Consider the following 21,619-nt stretch of genomic DNA (forward strand, 5'->3'; position numbering starts at 1 on the left):
CAACCACGGGAGGACCCCCATGAGCCCGACAGCGAGCGATATCAAAACGATCAGTTTCCCTGACCAGGACCTGCTGGATTCTGTCCAGCCGCTGCCCAGCGGCATGCGCGGCGTGGTCTGGGACTTCGAAGGTGACCCAGAGGGGGCGGGACTGGCAGACCTCGATGCCGTGGTCCTCCCGTACCTGAACGCGGGGGCGGTGCTGGGGGAGCTGGGCAAGGCCAGCAACCTGAAGCTCGTGCAGGCGCAGACCACCGGGATCGACGGCGTTCGGGAGGCTGTCGCCGAAGACGTAGCGGTTGCCAGCGCCGCCGGCGTTCACGCGGCGGCGACGGCTGAGCTGGCCATCGGCCTTACGCTTGCCTCGCTGCGAGGTATCGACAAGGCAGCGCAGGACCAGCTCGAGGGCCGGTGGCGGCACGAGCGTCGGCTCTCCTTGGCGGACCGGCGAGTCCTCCTCGTCGGAGTAGGCGGCATCGGGGCCGAGATCTCAAGGAGGCTGGAGCCTTTTGAAGTGGAATTGACCCGTGTTGGCTCGAAGGCCCGCGAGGACAGTGAAGGACATGTCCATGGCACGGAGGAGCTGGTCGAGCTCGCACGCAATGCCGACGTGCTTATCGTGATTACGCCGCTGACTGAGGCGACGCGGGGCTTGATTGGCCGGGAGGTATTGGCGGCACTGCCCGACGATGCGCTGGTGGTGAATGTCGCCCGTGGCGCCGTGGTTGATTCCGAAGCACTGACTGCGGAGGTGGTATCCGGACGGATCAGCTGCGCCATCGACGTCTTCGATCCCGAACCGATTCCGGCTGACCATCCTCTATGGCGGGCAGACAACGCCCTCATCACCCCGCACATCGGTGGCAACACCTCCGCGTTCTTTCCGCGCATAGTGCGGCTGCTCAAGCGCCAGCTCGCCGCGCTCAGTACCGGCACCGAACCGGAAAACCTGGTCCAGCGGGGCACAGCCTGGTCTTGACGCCGTGGTCTTGGGGTACCAGAACGACTCGGCGGGTGGCTGGAACGAAACCACCCGCCGTCGTACTCAGTTTGTGGCGAGGTCCAGGGTCACTTCATTCCGGCCATGAGCCCGTCGCTGGCGGCGCGGTAGGCGACGCGTCCTCCAATTACGGTGAGGCGGGCGTGGTTGGTCAGAAGCTCCGCGGGCTCAGCGGCGATCGGGTTGGTGTCGAGGACCGTGAAATCTGCGAAATGACCGACGGCGATGCGCCCCTCCGTGTTTTCGGCCCGGCATGAGTAGGCCGCGTCGCGGGTGGCATGGCGCAGGGCGTCGGCCAGGTCCAGAGCATAGCCGGGCAGATTGGCCGACAAGGCAGGGTCCAAAGCGGAGCGTCGCGTCGCGGCCACATACATGTTGGGCAGCGGGTGGTGCGGGGCAGTGGGAGCGTCGCTGCTCAAGGCCAGTGTGGCGCCTGCGGCCGTAAACTCGGTCCACGGATAGGCCCGCTCCGTCCGGTGGTCGCCCAGCATGGTCTGCCAGTTCTCCTGGATCGACGGGTCGGCATGGACCGGTTGCATGGAGGCGACCACGCCCAGGCGGGCCAGCCGGCGGACGTTGGACTCGGTCACTGTTTCAAGGTGCTCGATCCGGTGCCGGCGGTCGCGGGGACCGTTAATTCGGTAGGCCTCCTCGAGGGCGTCCAGAGCGATATCGGAGGCCTCGTCGCCGATGGCATGCAAGGCAATTTGCAGGCCGGCGGCGTCGGCGGCAACCACGACGGGAGTCAGGGACGCCCGGTCCCAGATGGGCTCGCAGGTGCTGCCGTCGCTGTAAGGCTCCTTCATGGCCGCAGTGCAGCTGTCGATGACGCCGTCCACGACGACTTTGATTCCGCACATGCGGAGCCAGTCGCCGGAGACCTCCTCAGCCAGGCGCATAGCCTCGGAGACCTGGGCAAGATTCTGCTCCGTGGACTCCCGGCGTGAGATCAGCCAGTGTCCCTTGACGCGCAGCGGCAGGCTTCCGCCGTGTCGCTGCAGGGCGCGTTGAAATGCCGTCAGATCGTCCTCCTGCACGGCCATGTCCACCGCGCTGGTGACACCGGCGGCAAGGTAGTTCGTGAAAGCTTCCTCCAACTGCGAGTCCCGCTCCGCGTCCGTGGCCGTCCGGGCCAGCGCCGGCCAGGCGATCTGCTGGGCAGCTGTTTCGTACAGCATGCCGTCCGCCGCACCGGTGACGGGATCCCGCCCGATCCGGCCGCCGATCGGATCCGGCGTCGAGTCGTCGATGCCCAGTTCCTGTAAGGCCGCGCTGTTGAGCCACATGGAGTGCAGATCATTCGCATCCAGATAGACCGGCCGGTCCGGAACGGCGGCATCAAGCAGTTCCCGGGTGGGGGCTTGGTCGGCAAGCGTGCTGTAGAGCCAGCCGGCGCCAAGGATGCGCGGCGCTTCCGGAGCATCCAGAACGGCCTCGCGCAGGCGATCCTGCAGTTCGGCCAGGTTTGCCGCGTCGCGCAGGGCGACTTTTTGCAGAGCCTGTCCCGTCATCAGCAGGTGGGTGTGGGCGTCGATGAAACCCGGGAGAGCAAAGCCGCCCTCCAAATCAGCCTCCTCAGCTTCTACGCCGGCAAACTCGCGGGCGCCGGCCTCATCGCCGACGTAGGCGAAACGGGATCCTTCGACGACGTAAGCTTCGGCGTTGCCTCCGTCCGCGGTAAAGACGGTGGCGTTGGTGTAGAGCGTGCGGGCAGGCATGGGGAAACTTCCTAAGTGGTGTGGGTTAGACATCAGGCAATCGCTGCCTGATTGAGGTTTGTTTCGGGGGCAGTTGCACCCTGGGCAGCTTCAGCGCGCACGGAGAATCTGGAAATGATGAGGAACGGAACCAGCAGGACGAAGGTCATGCCTGACAACACCATTCCCAAGGTGGTGTAGCCGGCGGCCGTTGAGATGGAGGTGCCGAAGACGGGAGCGAACGAGGAGCCGATGAGGTAAACCCCGAGAACCGGTGCGGACCAGCGGCCCGTTGCGTCGAGCGCTGCCGCAGTAGCGACGACGTAGATGAAGGAGAGCATGTAGATGGTGTTCCAAGCGATGATGACCACCATGTACCAGCCGGGATCGGTAACCATGCCGGAAACGAATTTCAGGGCGCCGCCGGCTATCAGTGCGGCGGCGAGGGGCACAGTGCGACCCAAACGTCCACCTGCCACACCAATCAGGGCCGAAGCGATTAGCCCGCCTAGGGTAGACAGGCTCAACACCAAGCCCATTCCTGTTTCGTCGAGCCGGGCCTGTTCGGCACCCATCGTGGCCGCCACGGCCCAAAGCGAATCTTCGCTCAGTGCCCAGAGGGCGAAGCAGGCCAGCAGGCCAAGGCCCGCGATGGTTGTCTTGCGCTGCGATACCGCGGGAGAGGTGGCCGCTGCTGCTGCAACAGCGGGGGATTCGACGGCGGGGCGATCCGGAAGCCATCCTGTGGTGAACAGCGCGGCCAGGGCCAGGCCCGCAAGCAGGCCGAAGGCGCTGCCCATTCCCGCGCCCAATGCCGGTATGGCGAAGAGGACCACGGAGACCAACGCCCGGTTGGCAAATCCGCTGATGCCCGATGCCCGGTCAGGATTGCGTAAAGCACCCAAAGCGGCTCCGCTTGCAGAAACGGCGCCGCCGCTTCCCAGGCCACCGAGGAGTACGCCTGCAATGACCGCCGGAACGGAGGGAATAAAAGCCGCGGCACCGAAGCCTAAAGCCGACAATGCGAGTCCGCTCCGTGCGATGACATAACGTCCGTCGAGGGAAGCCCAGCGCGACGTCAGCAGGCAGGTAGCTGCGCAGGCCAGCAGAGAACCTGTCAAGAGAGCACCCGCGGCTGTTGCTGGGAATGCGAGCTCCTCGATGAGGGCTACGAGCATGATCGGAACCAGGTTTGCGGTCATGAATCCGACCACGCTGATGCCGAAAATAGAAACTGCGCGGGTGGCAGTCAGCGGTACACGCGTCGAATGCGTAGTTGAGGAGTCGTTGGACATAGCTGTCCTCCATCGGTCAGAGAAGATGTGCGGGGCGTCACTAAATGAAAGGCTTTCATTATTATGTGGGCGCGGTTCTCAAATTTCAAGAGGTTAGTGAAAGCCTTTCAGGAAATCTTTTTCAACGCCTTTTCGCGCACGCCGGCGATGAGGAGATCCAGCCCGAAGGCGAACGCTGCCTCCGAACGTTCCGCGGGGGTGCCCAGGTTGGAGACCGCCTGGGCGAAGGCGGGGAAGCGTCCCGGAGGAAGACTCCACACGACTTCCGGGGCGGTGAGTTCTAAGGCTGAGCCCAAAGCCAAATAGTCGATCGTGTTGATCGCGGGAACGATCTCCTCGTTGGGCACACCCGCCCGTCCCAACACCGTAGCCATGTCCTCGTAGAACGCGATCACGCCCGGATCCTGCACCGTCTGGGTGATCAGCATCGGGACTAGACGGGGGTGGGGGAGGAGACAGTCGCGATAGTTGCGCACTAGCGCTCGCAGCGCGTCCTCCCACGGCATATTGTCAAGATCCACTCCTATTACGCGGGAGAATGCCTTTCCACGCATCAACTCAATGATGTGCTCCCGGTTGTCGATGTGGTTGTACAGCGCAGACTGGCTCACGCCCAACCGCCGTGCGACCTTGGGAAAGCTGAAGTCGCCTTCCTCGTCCACTAATTCCAGTGCCGTAGCAACGATGGCGTCGACCGACAAGAGCGGGGAACGGGGACGGGCCATGAAGAACTCCTTGCGCAGCGATGATCCTATCAATCTAACTTGAATGTCAGAATGCCTGCGACCCTGCGGTTCCACCGCTGAGCGGCGAGTGGCTGCGCAAGGGAGCAGGCAGAATCGGCCTAACTTTCAGGTGTGGCTACACGTCGGTGTGGATCAGAACTGCGGGGTTCCTGAATGGCGCAGTGAGTTTCGCCGTTCCGGTGTCAGTTGATCAGCGGCAGAGGTCGTGTGGAGCCTGGTGTTCCCCAACACGCCAAACTCCACACGGATTCCCCTAACCTTCATCGACAATTCCGCGGCCTCCCCAACGAAGCCGCGGTTGTTGATGCGTCACGTTCAGGGTAACGATTCAGCAGGCCGGAGCGCTAGGGACTTTAGGCCCTACCGGGATGCTGGCAGGCCGGGAGCGAGGTCCAGCGGAAGACCTATCGTCATGGTGCAGGAGCAGGGCCACCATTGGTTATTCCAACAGTCGAAGGAGGCACTCATGGAAACGTCGGCCTACGCAATCGTGCATTTCTTTCCCGGCGGCACCAAGGACCAGTACGAGGCATCGGTGGCCGCGGCCCACCCCGGCGAGGGCCAGCGCCCGCCGGGGCAGATCTTCCACGCGGCCGGACCGTCCGACGGCGGCTGGAGGGTCATCGCCGTCCACGAGTCGAAGGAGAGCTGGGAATCTTTCCGTGACAGCACTCTCATGCCCTTGCTGCAGAAGGGCGTGGAGGGCGGGTTCACCACCATGCCGGAAGCCACGGAGATCCCGCTGCACAACCTGCTGATGTAGTCGGGCCGAGAAGGAGACGGTGCCCGGTGGGAAGCCGGGCGCCGCCGTCGTGATTTCGTTGGTGCAGTTACCCGATAACTGGAGTCTGTGCAGTGACGTGCTCACCGCCACCTGTCGCCCTTCGCGGTGACATAGTGCTGCCATACATAGCGCCATGGAATCACGGCCAGGATGATGACGACCATGGAGCAGTTGAATATCAGTTCGGACATGGCCGGGTCAACGGCGTCGTCCATGATGGCGGGCAAGGCTACGGCAGCTAGCCAGATGAGCTTCCAGATTGACTCGAACAGCAGCAGCGGCAGCATCCGGACCGGGTACCGCAATCCGACGAAGGCGAGGATGCACATGGCGGTCAGGATGCAGGTGACAACGCCTTCCATCAGGGTTCTCGAGGCATCCTGGCTGAAAAGGTCTGGCACTTTGAAGATGGCGAGGCCAACCGCCATGTAAAAGTAGCCTGCCCGCATCAGATGGAGTCGGTAAAGGGGTAACTCGCCTGCTGAGGCAGCAGCGGGCTGGGACGGGCTTGAAGCTTGTCGAACGGTCATGGCGGGCTCCAGTGTGGCTGTACGCTGCTCTGGCATAGATGCAAACCCGGAAGGGCTAAGGAGCAGGCTGCGTCGTCGCCTGGCCGGCTGCCATTCCTACGATTGTGGCCGAAGGCCGTTACAGGCGTGTCATACGATTTTCCCGCCGGCGACCGCAGATCTCCTGAGGTTGGCCTGAGGAAGCGAAAGACCAGGTTTATGTCACCCTGGAGTTGGCTTGGGGAGGTCTTACTTCGGGCCATTTCGCATGTCAGGGCATCCATGGAGCCCGGGCTGGATAAAGCAGGGAAAACGAGGAACAGGTGCCGGGGCCGGCAGTCTCCCCAAAGTCCTGCCGGTGCCCCGCACCCGATGAGCTGAGACGAGCCGGCCGCTGACAGTCCAGACACTCCCCAGTAGCCCGGACTCCGGCTGCAACTCCCGCCATCTGCTGGCTCCAGCGTGAACGATCAACCTCAGGGTTTCCGCATGTCCGGCTCAAGATTGGCTCAAGACGCGTGGCCCGCCCAGCCGTGCGGGCTGCAGTAACTATGTTGGGGATTTCGGCGCCGTCCTGCTGTTCCCCGTGGCGGGGCGGCGCCGAATCCACGCCTGTCCTTGGCTAAAGTCGGACCTTGACAGATGCGCGCCGGCAGCGTTTCCTCAAACTTTCTGACGTGCAGGAAATCCGCTAGGTCAGTTCCGCCCAGGCCTACGCACTGGTCCGCTCCGGGACCTGCCCGCGATCAGGATTGGCGGCCGGAACCAGTGGCGGGTGGAACTGTGAAATTGGAAGAGTAGATCCAGGACGGCTACCGGCGTACCGCCGAAGCAATAGCCGCCGGACGGCTGGACCGCAGTCGGGATCCCGAGGGGGAGAGCGATGAGCCCGACCAACGGGGAGGAGGTTACCGACGGAGCCCGTACGGGCAACTAGGCCGAAGTGCCGGAAAAGATTGGGCCATCAAACAATGCCGATGGCCTGAAACCACTCAATAATCTGGGTCAACAGCTGCAGGCCGAAGGAGGAAAAAGTGGTAACGATGGCGGCGAGGAACAACGCCGTCACCGCGAAGGCAAAGATTATCAAGGGCCAGTGGCGGGGCTTATAGGCTTCCTTCTCGTCCACATTTCCACGGTATGGGCTCGGCCATGAACCCGCCTGTGACGAAACTGTGAAGTTGCTGTGGAGTCCCGCTAGTCATTCTCCCGGTCCTCCCAATCGTCCCTGCTGCCATGGTCATCGTCGTCGTTGCAGCTGATGCCATTCGCTATCTGAAAGCCGGCAGCGTCAAAGTTACGTGATATTTGTAGGTATCGTCGCGTACATAGCGTTCACTCTCTGGCTGGCGTCTCGCCTTCGGGGAAGCCCGGATCTGCGGCGCCGACGTCGTTCGCTTTTTCTTCAGGCCGTTTCATCGGCGGCGGCGGTGGTTTGTATGGCCGACTGACGGCCTAGATGACATTTCCAACACGAATCGCCGGGTGGCGGCGCAACGCAACCACCCGGCGTCGTACTTTGCCCGCAGTTGAGACCTTAGGTGAGGACGAAGACGCGGATCAGCACGGCATCCCTGGAGGGGCGCAGTGAGTTGAGCGTTCCGACCAGGATGCGCCGGTTCAGCCAGTCGTGCGGGCCGGTCGGGGCGGTCACGGTCAGGAACGATCTGGCGTACCGCTGTTCCGGCGTGGGCTGGTCGATGAGCACGTTGTTGACCACTGACAGAACGGCGCCGTCATCCGTGCGCAGCTCATAGATCGCCTCCAGCATGCGGACGCCGTCGCCCCGGATGAGCTGCCGGTCGGCGCCGCCGCTCTCAACAGTGCCGCTGATCCGCGGACCTTTGAACCTGCCGCCGATGATGGGCACAATCCGACGTCCGCCAAGAGGGCCGTCGCCCAAATCCTCGGCAGGAGCGATATCCACTACTGCTTCGAAGGCGAGCTCGGCGCCCACCCGGTCCATGGGGACACCGGCGAGGAGTTCCTCGAATTTCTTATCAGGCAACGGGGGAGCTGGCTTCGCCTTGTCGGCGGCTGCGGCTGACCCGGCTGTAGCGAGACCGGCAACAGATGCCAGTCCTGCACCGAGCATGACGCGACGCTGGATGTTTTGGGTCATGACATTCCTCCTTCCAAAATGAAGCTCGGTTTAGAAATTGGCGTTCCAGTCGCGGTCGTTGATGAACTCGCCGGGCCGGAAGTCGACGAAGGCGGCGCCGTCGAGGCCGATGGACTCGGCGTTCGTTTGCAGCACGGAGGTCTTGGCCACGTTGCCCCAGTTGCCGGTCTCCAGCCGCTGGTCCATGGCTTCGATCGAGGCGACGTTCTCGGCGACCGTGAAACTACAGTGTCCCTCGCGGTCCACGAAAGCCTGGCGGAACAAGGAGCGCTCGCCCGCCTGGCGCACGGTTTCGGCGTACTCCTCCTGGTACTCCACGGGCGCCAGCAGGTCCACAAGGGTGTGCGTTGCGAGCAGCGGCACCTGCAGTTCGCCGGTCGGAGTAGATGTGCGCAGCATCCACTCCAGGGCGTTTCCATCCGGTGTGATGTCGGCGTTGGCGGTGATGGTGGCAAGGTCCGTCGACAGGTCGAGGCCTGCCAGACCGTACATGTGTTCCACCTGCTGACGCTGGTCAGAGGAGTGCAGGAGCTTGGCGTAGTCCACGCCTGCGGTCCAGCCGCTGTCCCCGCCGGCTGCGTTGACGATGGTGTGACGGCGCCCGATGACGGTCGGCAGGGTGTCCAGCACAAGGTCTGCCTGGGCGGCGGCCAGGGACTCCGGATCCATCAGTTCGACGCCGTCGAGCTGGGTGGGCGTGTTCAGCAGTGCCGCCACCAGTGCAATCCGGGCCCTTCCCTCGGCCGATTCCGTGGCTTCCTGCAGCGCAGCCTTCAGGCTGGCGATGGTCGCGTCCGACTGCTCCGGCGTGGTGAAGCCGGTCAGCCGGATGTCCTGCCCGGGAAGGAGAAGCTCGGCCGCCGCGTGGGCTGCATCCAGCTGGTAGTTGTTCAGGGCGACTCCGCCGCCGACCAGTCCGCAGGTACTCACGGCGCCGTCGATGCCAGCATTCCGAATCTCGGCCATCATGCTGGTTACGAGGCCGCCCATAGACCGGCCCACGGCGATGACGCGGTCCGCTTCGCCGAACTGCTTCTCGAACGCGGCCATGGTGTCGAGCTGGTCCTGCGCGGCCGTCTCCAGCGCCCAGCCTGTTTCGGCGTACGACGACGACGCGACGGCGTACCCGCGGTTGATCAGTTCTGCGGCAGTGGGGGCGAAGCCTTTGTCCCACGCCGGGTTGTCGGTACCGCCACGGAAGCCGTGCGCGAACAGCACCAGCTTGCCGTTCCAGTTCGCGGGCACCTCGGCACGCCAGGTGGCTCCGTTGTCGAGGGTCCCGGTGGCAACGGTGGGAGGTACTTGTTCTGCGGCAGCGGTCGTCGCAGTCGTGGCGCCGGACGACGCCGGTGCAGCTACGGCGGCGGGGGAGACAGCCGCGGCGACGAGGAGGGCAGAAAGGGCGGATGTTGAAACAATCGTGCGGCAGCGTTGACGCATGGTGCGGGTCATTGGGGAAACCTCACTGTGGATCGTTTAATCGGACAACTAATGCTTATCCGAATGATTGATCGTGTCAACGATTAATATGAAGTGCGTCACAATGTCGGTGTCCGCAGAGGTTTTGGCGTCGTGAATCTTGCCCGATAGATGGACAGGGCGCGGGTAATGGCATCGCCGCCGCCGTTCCTTGGCGTTTAGTTCCCGTGTTGTTCGAAACTGGGGTTTAACTGGGGTATGAAAGCTTTAAGTGAAACGTTACGCTTCTCCCGTGGGGAATGGTCACGGCTTGCCGGGTACCTACCTTAGCTCGGAGCCGGTATCACGGTTCCGCCGATCGTTTTTTGAGGGGCGAAACTGTGAAAGAACGTTTTGTTGCGCTGGCGGCTGCCGGAATACTGGCAGCGGGATTCATCATCCCGGCCGCCACGCCGGCCTACGCTGGTGACGAGACCGGACTGTCGACAACCGACGCAACCTCGGTGGTCACGGGCGATGCGACCGGCAGCTCTGCTCCCGCATCTGTCGTTGCCACACCTGATCCCGCTCCGTCCGGCACTGCCGACGTTGCTGCCGAACCGGTTGTGAAGCTGGAAATCCTGAAGCGTGAGGCCGGCGACCCGGAGCTCAAGTTCGAGGGCCAGGTTACCAACGCAACCGGCAAGACCATCGAGCTCCAGGTTTACTGGGACGGCGAGTGGGCCAAGCTGTGGACGTCGGACGCTCTGGAATCCGGCGATGAGGCGTTCCAGCGCATGTTCAAGTTCACCGAGGCCGCCAAACTCCGGTTCCGCGCTGCTGTCGAAGGCAGCAAGACAGTGTCCGAGATTGTGGAGGCGGAGTGGACCGACGAGGCGTCGTCGACGAAGCCCGCCCCTGAGGCAACCGGGTCCGCCACGGACCAGCCGGCCAAGGAAGCACCGCTGACTGAGGTTCCGGAAGCGGACGAATCAGCCCCGGCCACAGATGCCGCGACGCCTGCCCCGAGCACTGACGTTCCGGACACGGAAACGCCTTCGCCAGCTCCGACAACGGAAGCTCCCGCCACGGAAACGCCGGATCCCACACCGTCCAGCGATGCTCCTGCTCCGGCCCCTTCGCCGACCACTACTACCGAGGCCCCGGTCACCGTCAAGGCGACTCCGCAGCCCGTCGTGAACAGCGTCCTCCCCACCATTTCCGGCAGCGCTGTCCTGGGCCAGACCCTGACCGCCAAGGCCGGAACCTGGACTACCGGCGCCACCCTGACCTATCAGTGGCTGCGCGAGGGCCAGCCGATCACGGGCGCCACCGCTGCCACCTATAAGGTGACCACGGCCGACGCCGGCCAGCGGATCAGCGTCCGCGTGACCGGAACAAAGTCCGGTATGACTGCCACCTCCGCCACCTCGGCGCTGACGGCCAAAGTCATCCTGGGCACAGTGGCCAACAGCGTGGCCGCGACCATCAGCGGCAGCGCGCTGGTGGGCAGCACCCTGACCGCCAAGGGCACCTGGACCACCGGGGCCACCCTGACCTACCAGTGGCTGCGTGACGGCAGGAACATCACCGGCGCCACCGCCGCAACCTACAAGGTGACCACCACTGACGCCGGCACGAAGCTGTCGGTGCGGATCACGGGCTCTAAAACCAACTACCGGTCCCGGACGGTCACCACGGCCCAGACCGCGATCGTGGCCTACGCACCCGCTCCCGGCACCCTGACGTACCGGAACTACACCGCGCCCAACGGCCTGACAAGCCAGTACCATGTGCTCGGCAACAACGTGGATACCTCGCAGCCAGTGGGCATCGTCTTCGTCTTCCACGGCGACTACAGCTACCCGGCGCAGTCCTACGTCCACCAGCCCACCGGCTCCATCATGAAGGGCATGGCGGCCGAGGCGGCCAAGAAGAACATGCTCATGGTCCCGGTCATCACCCCGGACAAGGTCGGCGGCATCACCTGGTGGGAAGACATCGACCGCAACGGCGACTATTTCCGTTCACTCGCGGCCATGCTAATTGCAAAGTACGACGTCGACCCGAGCCGGGTCTGGTTCCACGGCTACTCCGGCGGTGCAGAGTTCACCAGCATGGAGGTCCTGGCCGATAAGCAGAACTGGATCAAGGGCGGCGGCGCCACCATCGTCGGCGGCGGCGGATACCGCAGCATGCCGACGGCCCCGTCCACCGCAGTTAAGAACATGAACGTCAACTGGATCGCCGGCAGCCTGGACGGCATGGGCGGCACCACACTGGCCACTTGGTCCGCGCTCGGCACTGCCCAGCGTGCCGAACAGATCTATGCGGACAAGGGCTTCACCAAGACCACCATGACGGTCCTGCCCGGCGTCAACCACTGGTCCTACGACATGCCGGCCCTGCTGGCCCGTGACCTGCGGGTGCTTCCGGACCGGCTCCCCGAGGCGAACAAGACCGCGAAAATCCTGCCCGGGGACATTGCCGCGGTGGCGGGCGACGGTTCCCTGTACTCGTACCCCTCGGCGAAGGGCGGCGACCTGGCTACCAGAACCTTCGTTTCCGCAGGCTGGCAGAACGCTCTCAAAGTGGATGTGGCCGACTGGAACAACGACGGCGTCCAGGATCTCGTGGCGAACTGGAAGAACGGCCAGCTGACAGTCGACTACGGCCGGGCGACCGGTGGCTTCCAGCGCGCAGTCATCGGTAGCGGCGGTTGGCAGGGCTACGACGTGCTGGTGACCGAGTGGCGCAGCGGCGACAAGTTCCCCGGCGTCATCGCCAAGAACCTGCGGGACGGCAAGCTCTACGCCTACACCAACCCGACAGGCGAGAACCATGGCCCCCGCACGCTGATCGGCTCCTCCGGCTGGCGGAACCTCGACCTGATGGCCATGGACTACGACCAGGACGCCAGGATGGATCTGGTGGTAAAGATGACCACCGGCCAGCTGAAGCTGTACCGCTCCAACGGATCCGGCCGGTTCGTATCCGAAGAACGTAGGGTAGTCGGCCGGTCCGGCTGGAACGCCATGGGGCACCTCTCGGCCATTCCCGACCATGTGTCTGACGGCGGAATGGGTATCCTCGCACGGGATATGAACGGCACGCTGTACCACTACGCCGTAACCAAGAACCGGATCAACCAGCGGATCATCATCGGCCAAGGCGGCTGGGAGACCCTGCGGCTCGGTTCCTGAGCCTAACCAGGGTGACCGTCCAGGCGGGTGGCTGCGTAACGCAGCCACCCGCCGTCGTCGTTTTCAAGGAGGGGTCCGGCCGTGATCAGTGACGTCTTTCCACACTGCGCATTCCCTGTCATTCTGTAATTGCGGGGCGGATTCCTAAACGAAGGAGAACGGCGATGGGGTCGGCAAGCGGCAAAATTGTTGTCGGTGTGGATGGTTCCGAGGGTTCGGTCGAGGCGCTGCGCATGGCCGGGCGGCTGGCGCCTGCCCTTGACGCATCCATCCATGCGATTTCCTGCTGGCATTTTCCCCCGATCTACGAGGGGTATGTTCCGCCGGATTTCGACGCGTTCGAAGCCTCAACGAAGAAGAAACTTGAGGCCGCAGTGGAGCAGGCTTTCGGCGAAAATCCGCCGGCCGACCTGAGCACCGAACTGCTGCGCGGACCCGCGCCCGAGCTACTGGTGGAGGCCGGAAAGGAAGCCGTCATGCTGGTGGTAGGGCGGCGGGGCCACGGCGGCTTCCGCGGCATGCACCTCGGCTCCGTGAGCTCGGCCTGCGTATCCCATGCCGCGTGCCCGGTCCTGGTGCTGCACGAGGATGGGAAGGTGCACGGCCGCTCCCATCACTGGGGACGTCGGGAGCACGACTGACTCGATCATGGTCCGGCTTCGGGCTTCACAATGTACGCCATCGCGTTCCCATCGAGGTCAGGAAAGGCTCCGATCCCATCGCCGGAGACGGCGGCGGGCAGCACAGTCTTATTGCCCTCGTGCCAGGTGCGAGGTTCCGTCCCCAGCGCAGGGTCGTAGCTGGCGGCCTGCCCTTCGCTGGTCTCTGGCGCTGAGTACTTGCCGTAGACGATGCGGTCCGCGCCGACAAAGTAAGGGCGGAAGTCCTCCGACTCGGTGTCGCGCGGATCGGCGTTTTCGACCCACTGCCGCTGGGTCTCCGGGTCAAACATGGCGACGAGGACGGTGCCTTCCTCAAAGGAGGCGAAGCCGTTTCCCCGATGCCCCACGAACAGGAGCCCGTTGAAGCCATGGATGTGGTTGGAGCCGGTTCGCAGACACCCGTTGTTCAGCCGTTCCGAGGCGCCGATGCTTTCGCCGCTATGCACGTTGACGACGAGGCACTTGTCCGTCGCGACGCCACCGTTGCCGATGGCCAGGTTGATGTACGGTCCTACCGCGTTCGGGATGGCGATGAACCCCTCATGGCGCCATTGTCCGGTGAACGCCTCGTAGCCCTGCTGGCGGCGGTCATCAAGCTCCATGTCCACGAGGTCATCGACCCGGTTGAAGACGTCCACGCCGTCCACTCGTAGGACCCATTCGTCGCCGTCGGGAACCTCAACGGTTTCGAACTCACCGCTGACCGGATCGAAAACCAACGGAGCCTCGGCGACGGGCAGATACAGGGAGCCGCTGTGGCCGAGCAGCCCGGTGTGCTCGTCTCCGTCAGAGGAGAGGGTGTGGAGCGTGCGGTGCAGCAGCTCGCCATTGGCCCCATCGAACACGGTGATCACGACAGTTAGGGCGCCGGGGGACGGGCTTGCACCTTCTGCCTCGGGTGGCGTTCCTTGGGTGAATACAGCGAGGTACTTCTTCCCGCCCTCGTAGAGTTGTGCGACTTCGGTGCCCCTGGTCCGGTCGGGCGCCAGCTCCCTCGGTTCCTCGGACTGTGAGACCACGCCACCGCGCCGGTCGTAGACCGTCATGATGCCGTCCTCGGACAGGGCTGCAATTCCGGTGTCCAAGCCGTACGTGCCGACCACCGCGTCCTCAATCACCCATGAGGCTCCGTCCGTCCACGGGGTGGGCAGCTGCGCGTCAAAGGAGTTTGTGGAGCGGTAGGACTGGTGGGGCTCTCGCGGGGATTCAGCGGCCCCCGGAGGGCTGGTAGAAGTAGAGGGGGCGGCGTCGGGTGGTTCCGGCCCGCCGGGAGTGCAGGAGGACAGGGCCATCACAGCGGCTGTCGCAAGTACGACGGCTGTGGACGCACGCATAGTCCTCATGACGCGTCCTTCCCCAAAGCGGCGCCCGTCGCGCCCGCGTGCGTTCAGACTCACCCAGCATCGCCCAGGCGTCAATCCACCAAACAGGGGGTAAGACGACGGCGCCCTAAAGTTGCGCTGGGGCCCGACGGCGGGGACTGGTTCACCCTCACGAAGTCGGACGGCGACACGTTCTCATTCCTGCCGACCGCGGAGAACGCCGCGCAGTGCTCCCTGTCCTCGGCTGTCTTCACCGTCGAGGGCGACAAGACGATGTCTTTGAAAAACAGGAGGTTCCGGAGGTCAGGAATCCGCGAGGACTACTCCGACCACTTGTCCTCCACATTGCCGCTTTTCCCGTGCTATTCGAAGGCGTGTTCTATAGCGTGGGGGTATGGAATTGCACCGTTTGAAGCGCATCAGGAGCCGGCAGGCTTCCTCGCTTCAGTGCGTGCTGCCATGCAGGATTTCGCCGCTTCATTCCAGCAGGCGGCGCTCCTGCAGACCCCCAAGGACTTAGCGGGTTCGGTGGCGGCCATCGAAGAGATCTCCAAAACGGTAGAGCAGTTGCAGCTCATCGGCGCCCACGCCGTGGAGCAGCAGAACATCGCGGCGGTGGGCGAAACCGATCAGCGCCTCACCTTGGCTGATCCGGTGCAGGGACCAGGTGAGGACGGCAAGGCGAAGAAGCCGGAGTTCAAGGACACCGCGGAATATCTCCGCTCGAAACTGCACATCAGCCGCAGTGAAGCCCAGCGCAGGCTGCGGGTGGGGTCCAGCACCATGCCCTCGACGCTGATGACCGGAGAACAGGCACCGCCGAAATTCGCACGGCTCGGGGCGGTCCTGGCCACCTCCAAGATCAGCGGCCAGGCGGCCACCCTCATCCGCGACGCGCTTGAGCGGGTCCGGCCGACGGCCTCCGACGAGGACCTGGCCGCCATGGAACAACAGCTCACCCTGCAGGCGGCCGAATCGGATCTGGACGTCCTGCGGGAGATCATCAAGCGCTGGGAAGCCGGCCTGGACCCCGACGGCCGGGAGCCAGGCGATGAGCTTCTGCGGGCGAAGCAGGGCGTGTTCATCCGCGGCAAGCGGCAGGGTCTGCACCGGATAGAGATCGCGGCAACCGACGAGCAGTACGAATACCTCATCACCGTCATGAACGCCGCCACCAACCCGCGCCTGCGCACCACCTTTGCTGCGGAGAATGACGATCCTCCTGCGACCGGCCCCTGCGTGAGCGCCGACAACCCGGGGCTCTCCCACGAGCAGCAGGATCCGGCGTGGCAAGGACCGACACGGCCGCAGAAACTGCTGCAAGGACTCGTTGGCGCCTGCCAAATCGCCCTCTGCGCGGATAAGCTTCCGAGCAGCGGCGGCCACCGGCCCCAGATCATGATCACCATGGGTTACCAGGACCTGATCGACCGGATCGGCACCTCGGGACACGCGGTCTTCGGCGGACTCATCACACCGAAGACCGTCCGCAAGATCGCCTGCGACGCCGACCTGATCCCGATAGTCCTCGGCGGCAAGGGCGAAATCCTCGACGTCGGACGCGCGCAACGGCTCTTCACCCCCGCACAGCGCCGGGCACTCGTGGCCCGGGACAAAGGATGCGCTTTTCCGGACTGCACCATGCCGGCACCATGGACCGAAGCCCACCACATCGAGTTCTGGAAAAAGCATGAAGGCCGCACGTCAGTAGACAAAGGTATTCTTCTCTGCAGCTGGCACCACCACCTGATACACGATGAAAATTGGAAGATCGAAGCCCGGGACGGAATCCCGTGGTTCATCCCGCCCCGCTACATCGACCCCGACCAGAAACCCCGGCGGAACCGCTACAGATACGCAGGAGTTGCACTGCCCACCGCTCCGTCACGGACGGGGATCCTTCAGGATCCACCTGCCCTCGAGCCTGCACCTGCACCAGCACCTGCACCGGCACCTGCACCGGCAGAACACTTGGGTCGACCATCCGTGCCACCGAAGAAACCGGCCCTGACCGCCCTGCCGGATAGCGTAGACGCAACCCAAATAGGCACATCGCCCAAGAGACGGCCACGGCAGGAGGAAACGAACGGCTGGAATAGGCCGTTCGATGACTGGCCGCTCCAGCCAGCCAAACCACCCTGGTGACAATCGCCAAGAGCGTTGAACGCAGAAACGGCAGGTGGCTGCGAAGTGTGAAGCTGCCACCCGCCGTCGTGCGCTGTGCTGGTGCAGGACTATTTAGCGACCTGGAAGGTCAGCGTTTCGGTGAACTCGCGGCCGTGGACATCGGTCGCGGTGACCTCCGCGGTGTGCTCTCCGACTGCGAGGTCGGAGGGCAGCTCCAGCCGCCAGAGGTGCATTGACCGGTCGGCGAGTCCGCCGCCGTGGACGAACTGCTCCTGGATGGCCACCGGGTCGGACCATTCGGCGCCGACGCGGACGGTCTCGCCCTGCAGCTGCTGGGTGCGGGTTGCCGGAACGGTTTCACCGCCGTCGATCTTCGCTTCAACGGTGGAGCCGGTGCTGCCCATCCAGAAGTTGGTGGTGAGCCAGGTTTGGTTGGCCAGGTCTTCCTGCGAGACGGTCAACGGGTTCCCGAACTCCGGTGCCGAGCCGCGGGGCTTGCTGACGTTCTCGGCGTACCAGGTCCGGTAACGCGGGCTGTTCAGGCCGACCGCCAGCTGCTGCGACTCGTCGCCGCCCCGGACGGTGAATCGCTCGGTGACGTCCGTGTTCATGATGTCCAGCGTTACGACGCCGGGCGGGGTTCCGTCACGCTGGATGGACGTGGGGTAGCCCTCCTCGACCACGCGTCCGCCGTACCAATGGCCGGAAACCGCGGGGACGGTCAGGTGCGTGAACGGCAGGCCCTGCTCGCCAACCTCATCCATCCAACCGGCCATCAGGTCGCCCTTGCGCAGGTTCTCCGACATATGGGTATGGCCGCCCAGCGTGATGACCTCGCGGCCCTCGAGGATCTGGTAAATCTCTTTGAGCTGCTTGGTGGTGTGCGAGTTGCTGTAGAAGAACTCGAGCAACGGGCTATGCGAGGCCAGCACGATCACCTTGTTCTTGGGCACCTGTGCGATGTCGTTGCGCAGCCATTCGAGCTGCCGCTCGCCGAGGCCGTATGTGTAGTTGCTTTTCTTTGCCGGCACATTCGTGGGGTACTCGATGGTGCTCAGCGCGACGACGTGGGCCTTGCCGGCGTCGTAGGAGTAGTACTCCGGGCCCAGCTTGGCGCGGAAGGTGTCGAACTCGTGCTCTCCGTCCAGGGCATCGAAGTCGAGGTCGTGGTTGCCGGGCAGGAAGCGGGCTGGGCCGTTCAGCATTCCCGAAAGTTCACGGGTCTGGCTGAACAGGGACAGATCATCGCCCACCACGTCGCCAATGAAGAGGGCGCCGCAGCCGGCGTAGTCATCGCGGGCGGCCAGGTCGGCGAAGACGCCCGCCTTGGCGAACGCCACCTCTTCCTGGTCATACGTCTGGACGTCGGCGCCGATCACGCAGTGCTGCTCGGGGGACTGCGTGAGTTTGCTCTGGGCCAGCGGGAAGTTCACGGCGTCGGGCAACGCACCGGTCGGGGCGATGCCGCCGTACTTGAGGTCGGGCGAGCCCTCGGGCAGGTGGTTGTAGGAGAACTGGGCAACGTTGTCGGCGTCCACCGGAACCTGGTAACCGCGGGGCTGGGTGACGAAGACGGTCATGTTGTCGAACGCCGGCAGTTCGTAGCGGCCCTGCTCGTCGGTGGTCACGACGTCACGGCCGTTGGACACGGTGGCGCCGGCGACGCCGGGCTCGTTGGTGTCCTGTTTGGAGTTGCGGTTCTTGTCGTTGAACACGGTGCCATCGAGAACATTCTGGTTCTCGTCAGCTCCAGTAACGACGTCGACGGCGCCCTGGTAGGCGGCGGTTCCGCCGGCATCTACGGGAGCGCTGTCAGGTGTGGCGATGGCGGCGGGGGAGAGCAGGACGCCACCGACCACGAGTGCCAGCGTGCTGGCGGTCAGGCGGGCAGGCCGGCTGGAGAGCGGTTTTCTGAGATGGTCATTCGGATGCAATGGATTCTCCGGTCGAATGAAGTGGGCTTGGGGCAGCAGCTGTCCGCCCAGCGGATGGGCTGGGCGGACAGCTGTAGTGCGGGGCAGGACTATTGAGTGACCTGGAAGGTCAGCGTTTCGGTGAACTCGCGGCCGTGGACATCGGTCGCGGTGACCTCGGCGGTGTGCTCGCCGACGGCGAGGTCGGTGGGCAGTTCCAGCCGCCAGAGGTGCATCATGCGGTCGGCCAGGCTACCGCCGTGGACCAGCTGCTCCTGGACGGCGGTCGGGTCGGACCACTCGGCGCCGACCAGCTGGCCTTCGCCCTGCATCTGCTGGGTGCGGACAGCCTCGGCAGTGTCGCCGCCGTCGATCTTCACGTCCACCGTCGATCCGGTGCTGCCCATCCAGAAGTTGGTGGTCAGCCAGGTCTGGTTGGCCAGCTCTTCCTGCGAGACGGTCAGCGCGTCCGTGAACTCAGGAGCGGAGCCCTTGTTGTCCACGTTCTCGGCGTACCAGCCGCGGTAGCGCGGAGTGTTCAGGCCCAGCGCCATCTGCAGGGAATCGTCTTCGCCGCGGACGGTGAAGCGCTCCTTGACCTCGGTGTTCTTGATGTCCAGGGTGAGCACGCCCGGCAGGCCGCCGTCGCGCTGGACGGCGAGCGGGTAGCCCTCGGGCAGCATGCGGCCGGAGTACCAGTCGCCGGAGATGGCGCCCGCGGTAATGTGGGTGAACGGCAGCCCGTCGACGCCGAAGACGTCGGACCAGCCGGCCAGCGAGTCGCCTTCGCGGAGGTTCTCGATGCTGTGGGTGTGGCCGCCCAGGGCTACAACTTCGCGGCCTTCGAGGATCTTGTAGATCTCCTTGACCTGGTCGACCTGGTGCTTGGAGCTGCCCTGGTCGGCGTAGTCCAGCAGCGGGATGTGCGCGGCGAGGACGATCAGCTTGTTTTCCGGTACCTGGGCAATGTCGTTGCGCAGCCATTCGAGCTGCCTCTCGTCCAGCGCGCCGTTGTAGGGCGTGCCCGACTGGTACTCGACGGTGTTCAGCGCGACGACGTGGGTTTTGCCTGCGTCGTACGAGTAGTACTCCGGCCCGAGGTTGGCGCGGAACGAATCGAACGAGTGCTCGCTGCTGGCGGCGTCGAAGTCCAGGTCATGGTTACCGGGCAGGAAGCGCGCCGGACCGTTGATCATGCTGGTCAGCTCGCGCGTCTGCGGGTACAGCCCGGGGTCGTCGCCGACCACGTCGCCAATGAACAGGGCGCCGCAGCCGGCGTAGTCGTTGCGGTCGGCCAGATCGGCGAAGACGCCGGCGCGGGCGAACGGCACCTGTTCCTCCGTGTACGTCTGGATGTCGCCGCCAATCAGGCAGTGCTGCTCGGGCGACTGGGTCAGCGAGCTCTTGGCCAGCGGGAAGTTGACCGCATCCGGCAGCGGGCCGGTGGGGGCAATACCGCCGTGCTCCAGGTCGGGCGAGCCCTCGGGCAGGTGGTGGTAGTAGAACTGCGCCACGTTGTTCTCGTCCACCGGCACCTGGTAGCCGCGCGGCTGGGTGGCGAAGACGGTCATGTTCTCGAACGCCGGCAGTTCGTAGCGGCCCTGGCTGTCGGTGGTGACAACGTCGCGGCCGTTGGAGACGGTCACGCCGCCGAGGCCTCTCTCGCCGTTGTCCTGTACGGAGTTCTTGTTCTGATCGTCGAAGACGCTGCCGTCGATGGTTTCCTGGTCGGCGTCCGGCCCTTCGACCACCTCGACGCTGCCGCGGTAGGCGCCCGCGGCCCAGCCCGTGTCGGCGGGGGCGTTTTCGGGGGCTGCGGTGGCCGCGGGGGAGAGCGCGACACCGCCGAAAATCAGCGCCAGCGTGCCGGCGGTCAGGGCAAGGGGTTTGGCAGAAGATGACTTGGAGGGGGTGGTAATGGGGTTCACCATGATCCTTCGGTCGAGTGATGTTGGCAGCGGTTCTCGCCGCCAAAGGCACTGTTCCAAGGTTTGGTGAACGTTTCACTACCGGCAGACCACGCGAACAGGAAGCAGACGTAGCGACTCGCCCAACCCACGGTGAAGTCTCCAAGCACTGCGTCAAACAACGACGGCGGGTGGGCGCCCGCCGTCGTAATTCTCTGGTTCCTGTTCCGGAAGCCGGGCCGTCGGTTCCCGGAACCCCGGGCCTGTGGAAAGCTGATGGCATGAAGTCGCAGAAGAAGTCGAGGCGTAAGGTCCTTGCCGCCCTCCAGAGCGCCATGGATAAGAAGGCCTACGTTGATATTCGCCGGAAAATCAACGACGCGGACGTCATCCGCGGCTACGTTGTGCAGCTTTCCGACGACTGGATCCTCATCGCGGACACCCGTGACGGAGGCTACCTGGACGGGTTCACTGCCCTGCGCACCAAGGACATCACGAAGGTCAAAAAGGTAGATGGGTTCGAACCGGAGCTGCTGAAGAAGCTCAAGCAATGGCCGCCGGCCGCACCGGAGCAACCCATCAGCCTTTCCAGCGCAGAGGCCATCATCCGCACTGTGGGCGAGGGAAGGGATGCCCTCACAATCCATCAGGAGAAAGACAAGCCCGATGCCTGCTTTATCGGCGCCCCGGTCGACTGGGGCAGGAAAAGCGTCTGGCTGCTCGAAATCGACAGGCACGCCCGCTGGGATACCGAGATGACCAAGTACCGGCTCAAGGACATCACCCGCATTGGCCTCGGCGGCGGGTACGAGGACGCCCTGCTGACCGTTTCTGGAGCCAAGCCCGATCGTAGGTCCGGTGGAAACGAAGGAAAGTGAGCCTGGCAAGCAGGCGTGTAAAACCCGGTAACTCGGCTCGTTCCTCAGCCCGGCGG

The 21,619-nt window shown here is 64.4% G+C and carries 16 protein-coding genes and 1 pseudogene; 7 read left to right on the top strand and 10 right to left on the bottom strand.

Annotated elements, in window-relative coordinates; translation table 11 throughout:
• The first annotated feature begins 19 nt into the window (after positions 1-19).
• The gene (locus tag J5251_RS11630) at positions 20-979 is read left to right on the top strand and encodes a 2-hydroxyacid dehydrogenase (RefSeq protein WP_208574075.1); all 960 of its coding nucleotides are present in this window, start codon (positions 20-22) and stop codon (positions 977-979) included.
• 89 nt (positions 980-1,068) lie between these two features.
• On the opposite strand, the gene J5251_RS11635 is transcribed toward J5251_RS11630, so the two are convergent.
• The 3 genes from J5251_RS11635 to J5251_RS11645 all read right to left on the bottom strand — a co-directional run bounded on the left by J5251_RS11635 (position 1,069) and on the right by J5251_RS11645 (position 4,717).
• Positions 1,069-2,718, bottom strand: coding sequence for an amidohydrolase (locus tag J5251_RS11635; protein WP_244250642.1), 1,650 nt, complete (start codon positions 2,716-2,718; stop codon positions 1,069-1,071).
• Positions 2,719-2,750: 32 nt separating this feature from the next.
• Positions 2,751-3,992 carry an MFS transporter gene (locus J5251_RS11640; protein WP_208574077.1) on the bottom strand — a complete coding sequence of 414 codons (1,242 nt, stop codon included), beginning with the start codon at positions 3,990-3,992 and terminating at the stop codon, positions 2,751-2,753.
• A 107-nt stretch (positions 3,993-4,099) separates the two neighbouring features.
• Positions 4,100-4,717: a TetR/AcrR family transcriptional regulator gene (locus J5251_RS11645; protein WP_139006190.1), complete on the bottom strand. Its 618-nt coding sequence runs from the start codon at positions 4,715-4,717 to the stop codon at positions 4,100-4,102.
• A 487-nt stretch (positions 4,718-5,204) separates the two neighbouring features.
• Between J5251_RS11645 and J5251_RS11650 the strand changes: the two genes are divergently transcribed.
• Positions 5,205-5,501 carry a hypothetical protein gene (locus J5251_RS11650; protein ID WP_139006189.1) on the top strand — a complete coding sequence of 99 codons (297 nt, stop codon included), beginning with the start codon at positions 5,205-5,207 and terminating at the stop codon, positions 5,499-5,501.
• 101 nt (positions 5,502-5,602) lie between these two features.
• Here J5251_RS11650 and J5251_RS11655 read toward each other — a convergent pair whose 3' ends face one another.
• On the bottom strand, positions 5,603-5,950 hold the full coding sequence (locus J5251_RS11655; protein ID WP_208574078.1) for a hypothetical protein: 348 nt from the start codon (positions 5,948-5,950) through the stop codon (positions 5,603-5,605).
• Positions 5,951-6,666: 716 nt separating this feature from the next.
• Here J5251_RS11655 and J5251_RS20370 point away from each other — a divergent pair.
• Positions 6,667-6,829, top strand: a pseudogene (locus J5251_RS20370) (helix-turn-helix domain-containing protein); the annotation flags it as partial.
• A gap of 166 nt (positions 6,830-6,995) precedes the next feature.
• Here J5251_RS20370 and J5251_RS11660 read toward each other — a convergent pair.
• From J5251_RS11660 to J5251_RS11670, 3 genes are all read right to left on the bottom strand, one after another.
• On the bottom strand, positions 6,996-7,160 hold the full coding sequence (locus J5251_RS11660) for a hypothetical protein (RefSeq protein WP_171059430.1): 165 nt from the start codon (positions 7,158-7,160) through the stop codon (positions 6,996-6,998).
• Between the two features lie 408 nt (positions 7,161-7,568).
• Positions 7,569-8,153, bottom strand: a complete 585-nt coding sequence (locus tag J5251_RS11665; protein ID WP_208574079.1) for a DUF3237 domain-containing protein — start codon at positions 8,151-8,153, stop codon at positions 7,569-7,571.
• Between the two features lie 30 nt (positions 8,154-8,183).
• The gene (locus J5251_RS11670; protein ID WP_208574080.1) at positions 8,184-9,605 is read right to left on the bottom strand and encodes an alpha/beta hydrolase family protein; all 1,422 of its coding nucleotides are present in this window, start codon (positions 9,603-9,605) and stop codon (positions 8,184-8,186) included.
• 347 nt (positions 9,606-9,952) lie between these two features.
• On the opposite strand from J5251_RS11670, the gene J5251_RS11675 reads away from it, so the two are divergent.
• Both J5251_RS11675 and J5251_RS11680 read left to right on the top strand, forming a co-directional pair.
• On the top strand, positions 9,953-12,754 hold the full coding sequence (locus tag J5251_RS11675) for a hypothetical protein (protein ID WP_208574081.1): 2,802 nt from the start codon (positions 9,953-9,955) through the stop codon (positions 12,752-12,754).
• A gap of 164 nt (positions 12,755-12,918) precedes the next feature.
• Positions 12,919-13,395, top strand: a complete 477-nt coding sequence (locus tag J5251_RS11680; protein WP_208574082.1) for a universal stress protein — start codon at positions 12,919-12,921, stop codon at positions 13,393-13,395.
• 5 nt (positions 13,396-13,400) lie between these two features.
• Here the strand turns inward: J5251_RS11680 and J5251_RS11685 are convergent, their stop codons facing one another.
• Positions 13,401-14,759, bottom strand: coding sequence for a hypothetical protein (locus J5251_RS11685; RefSeq protein ID WP_208574083.1), 1,359 nt, complete (start codon positions 14,757-14,759; stop codon positions 13,401-13,403).
• A gap of 438 nt (positions 14,760-15,197) precedes the next feature.
• On the opposite strand from J5251_RS11685, the gene J5251_RS11690 reads away from it, so the two are divergent.
• Positions 15,198-16,883, top strand: coding sequence for a DUF222 domain-containing protein (locus J5251_RS11690; RefSeq protein WP_208574084.1), 1,686 nt, complete (start codon positions 15,198-15,200; stop codon positions 16,881-16,883).
• Between the two features lie 89 nt (positions 16,884-16,972).
• Here the strand turns inward: J5251_RS11690 and J5251_RS11695 are convergent, their stop codons facing one another.
• Positions 16,973-18,799 carry a calcineurin-like phosphoesterase C-terminal domain-containing protein gene (locus J5251_RS11695; RefSeq protein ID WP_244250643.1) on the bottom strand — a complete coding sequence of 609 codons (1,827 nt, stop codon included), beginning with the start codon at positions 18,797-18,799 and terminating at the stop codon, positions 16,973-16,975.
• 89 nt (positions 18,800-18,888) lie between these two features.
• The gene (locus J5251_RS11700) at positions 18,889-20,709 is read right to left on the bottom strand and encodes a calcineurin-like phosphoesterase C-terminal domain-containing protein (RefSeq protein ID WP_208574085.1); all 1,821 of its coding nucleotides are present in this window, start codon (positions 20,707-20,709) and stop codon (positions 18,889-18,891) included.
• 257 nt (positions 20,710-20,966) lie between these two features.
• Here J5251_RS11700 and J5251_RS11705 point away from each other — a divergent pair, with 257 nt between their 5' ends.
• On the top strand, positions 20,967-21,563 hold the full coding sequence (locus J5251_RS11705; RefSeq protein ID WP_208574086.1) for a hypothetical protein: 597 nt from the start codon (positions 20,967-20,969) through the stop codon (positions 21,561-21,563).
• Positions 21,564-21,619 lie beyond the last annotated feature (56 nt).

The sequence above is a fragment of the Arthrobacter crystallopoietes genome (genome assembly GCF_017603825.1).
GTDB classification, from domain to species: domain Bacteria; phylum Actinomycetota; class Actinomycetes; order Actinomycetales; family Micrococcaceae; genus Crystallibacter; species Crystallibacter crystallopoietes_B.

Coding starts and splice junctions, on each gene's coding strand:
- J5251_RS11680 (WP_208574082.1), top strand. CDS start 12,919: ATGGGGTCGGCAAGCGGCAAAATTGTTGTCGGTGTGGATGGTTCCGAG.
- J5251_RS11640 (WP_208574077.1), bottom strand. CDS start 3,992: ATGTCCAACGACTCCTCAACTACGCATTCGACGCGTGTACCGCTGACT.
- J5251_RS11630 (WP_208574075.1), top strand. CDS start 20: ATGAGCCCGACAGCGAGCGATATCAAAACGATCAGTTTCCCTGACCAG.
- J5251_RS11665 (WP_208574079.1), bottom strand. CDS start 8,153: ATGACCCAAAACATCCAGCGTCGCGTCATGCTCGGTGCAGGACTGGCA.
- J5251_RS11700 (WP_208574085.1), bottom strand. CDS start 20,709: ATGGTGAACCCCATTACCACCCCCTCCAAGTCATCTTCTGCCAAACCC.
- J5251_RS11670 (WP_208574080.1), bottom strand. CDS start 9,605: ATGACCCGCACCATGCGTCAACGCTGCCGCACGATTGTTTCAACATCC.
- J5251_RS11685 (WP_208574083.1), bottom strand. CDS start 14,759: ATGAGGACTATGCGTGCGTCCACAGCCGTCGTACTTGCGACAGCCGCT.
- J5251_RS11635 (WP_244250642.1), bottom strand. CDS start 2,718: ATGCCTGCCCGCACGCTCTACACCAACGCCACCGTCTTTACCGCGGAC.
- J5251_RS11690 (WP_208574084.1), top strand. CDS start 15,198: ATGCAGGATTTCGCCGCTTCATTCCAGCAGGCGGCGCTCCTGCAGACC.
- J5251_RS11645 (WP_139006190.1), bottom strand. CDS start 4,717: ATGGCCCGTCCCCGTTCCCCGCTCTTGTCGGTCGACGCCATCGTTGCT.
- J5251_RS11650 (WP_139006189.1), top strand. CDS start 5,205: ATGGAAACGTCGGCCTACGCAATCGTGCATTTCTTTCCCGGCGGCACC.
- J5251_RS11655 (WP_208574078.1), bottom strand. CDS start 5,950: ATGGCGGTTGGCCTCGCCATCTTCAAAGTGCCAGACCTTTTCAGCCAG.
- J5251_RS11705 (WP_208574086.1), top strand. CDS start 20,967: ATGAAGTCGCAGAAGAAGTCGAGGCGTAAGGTCCTTGCCGCCCTCCAG.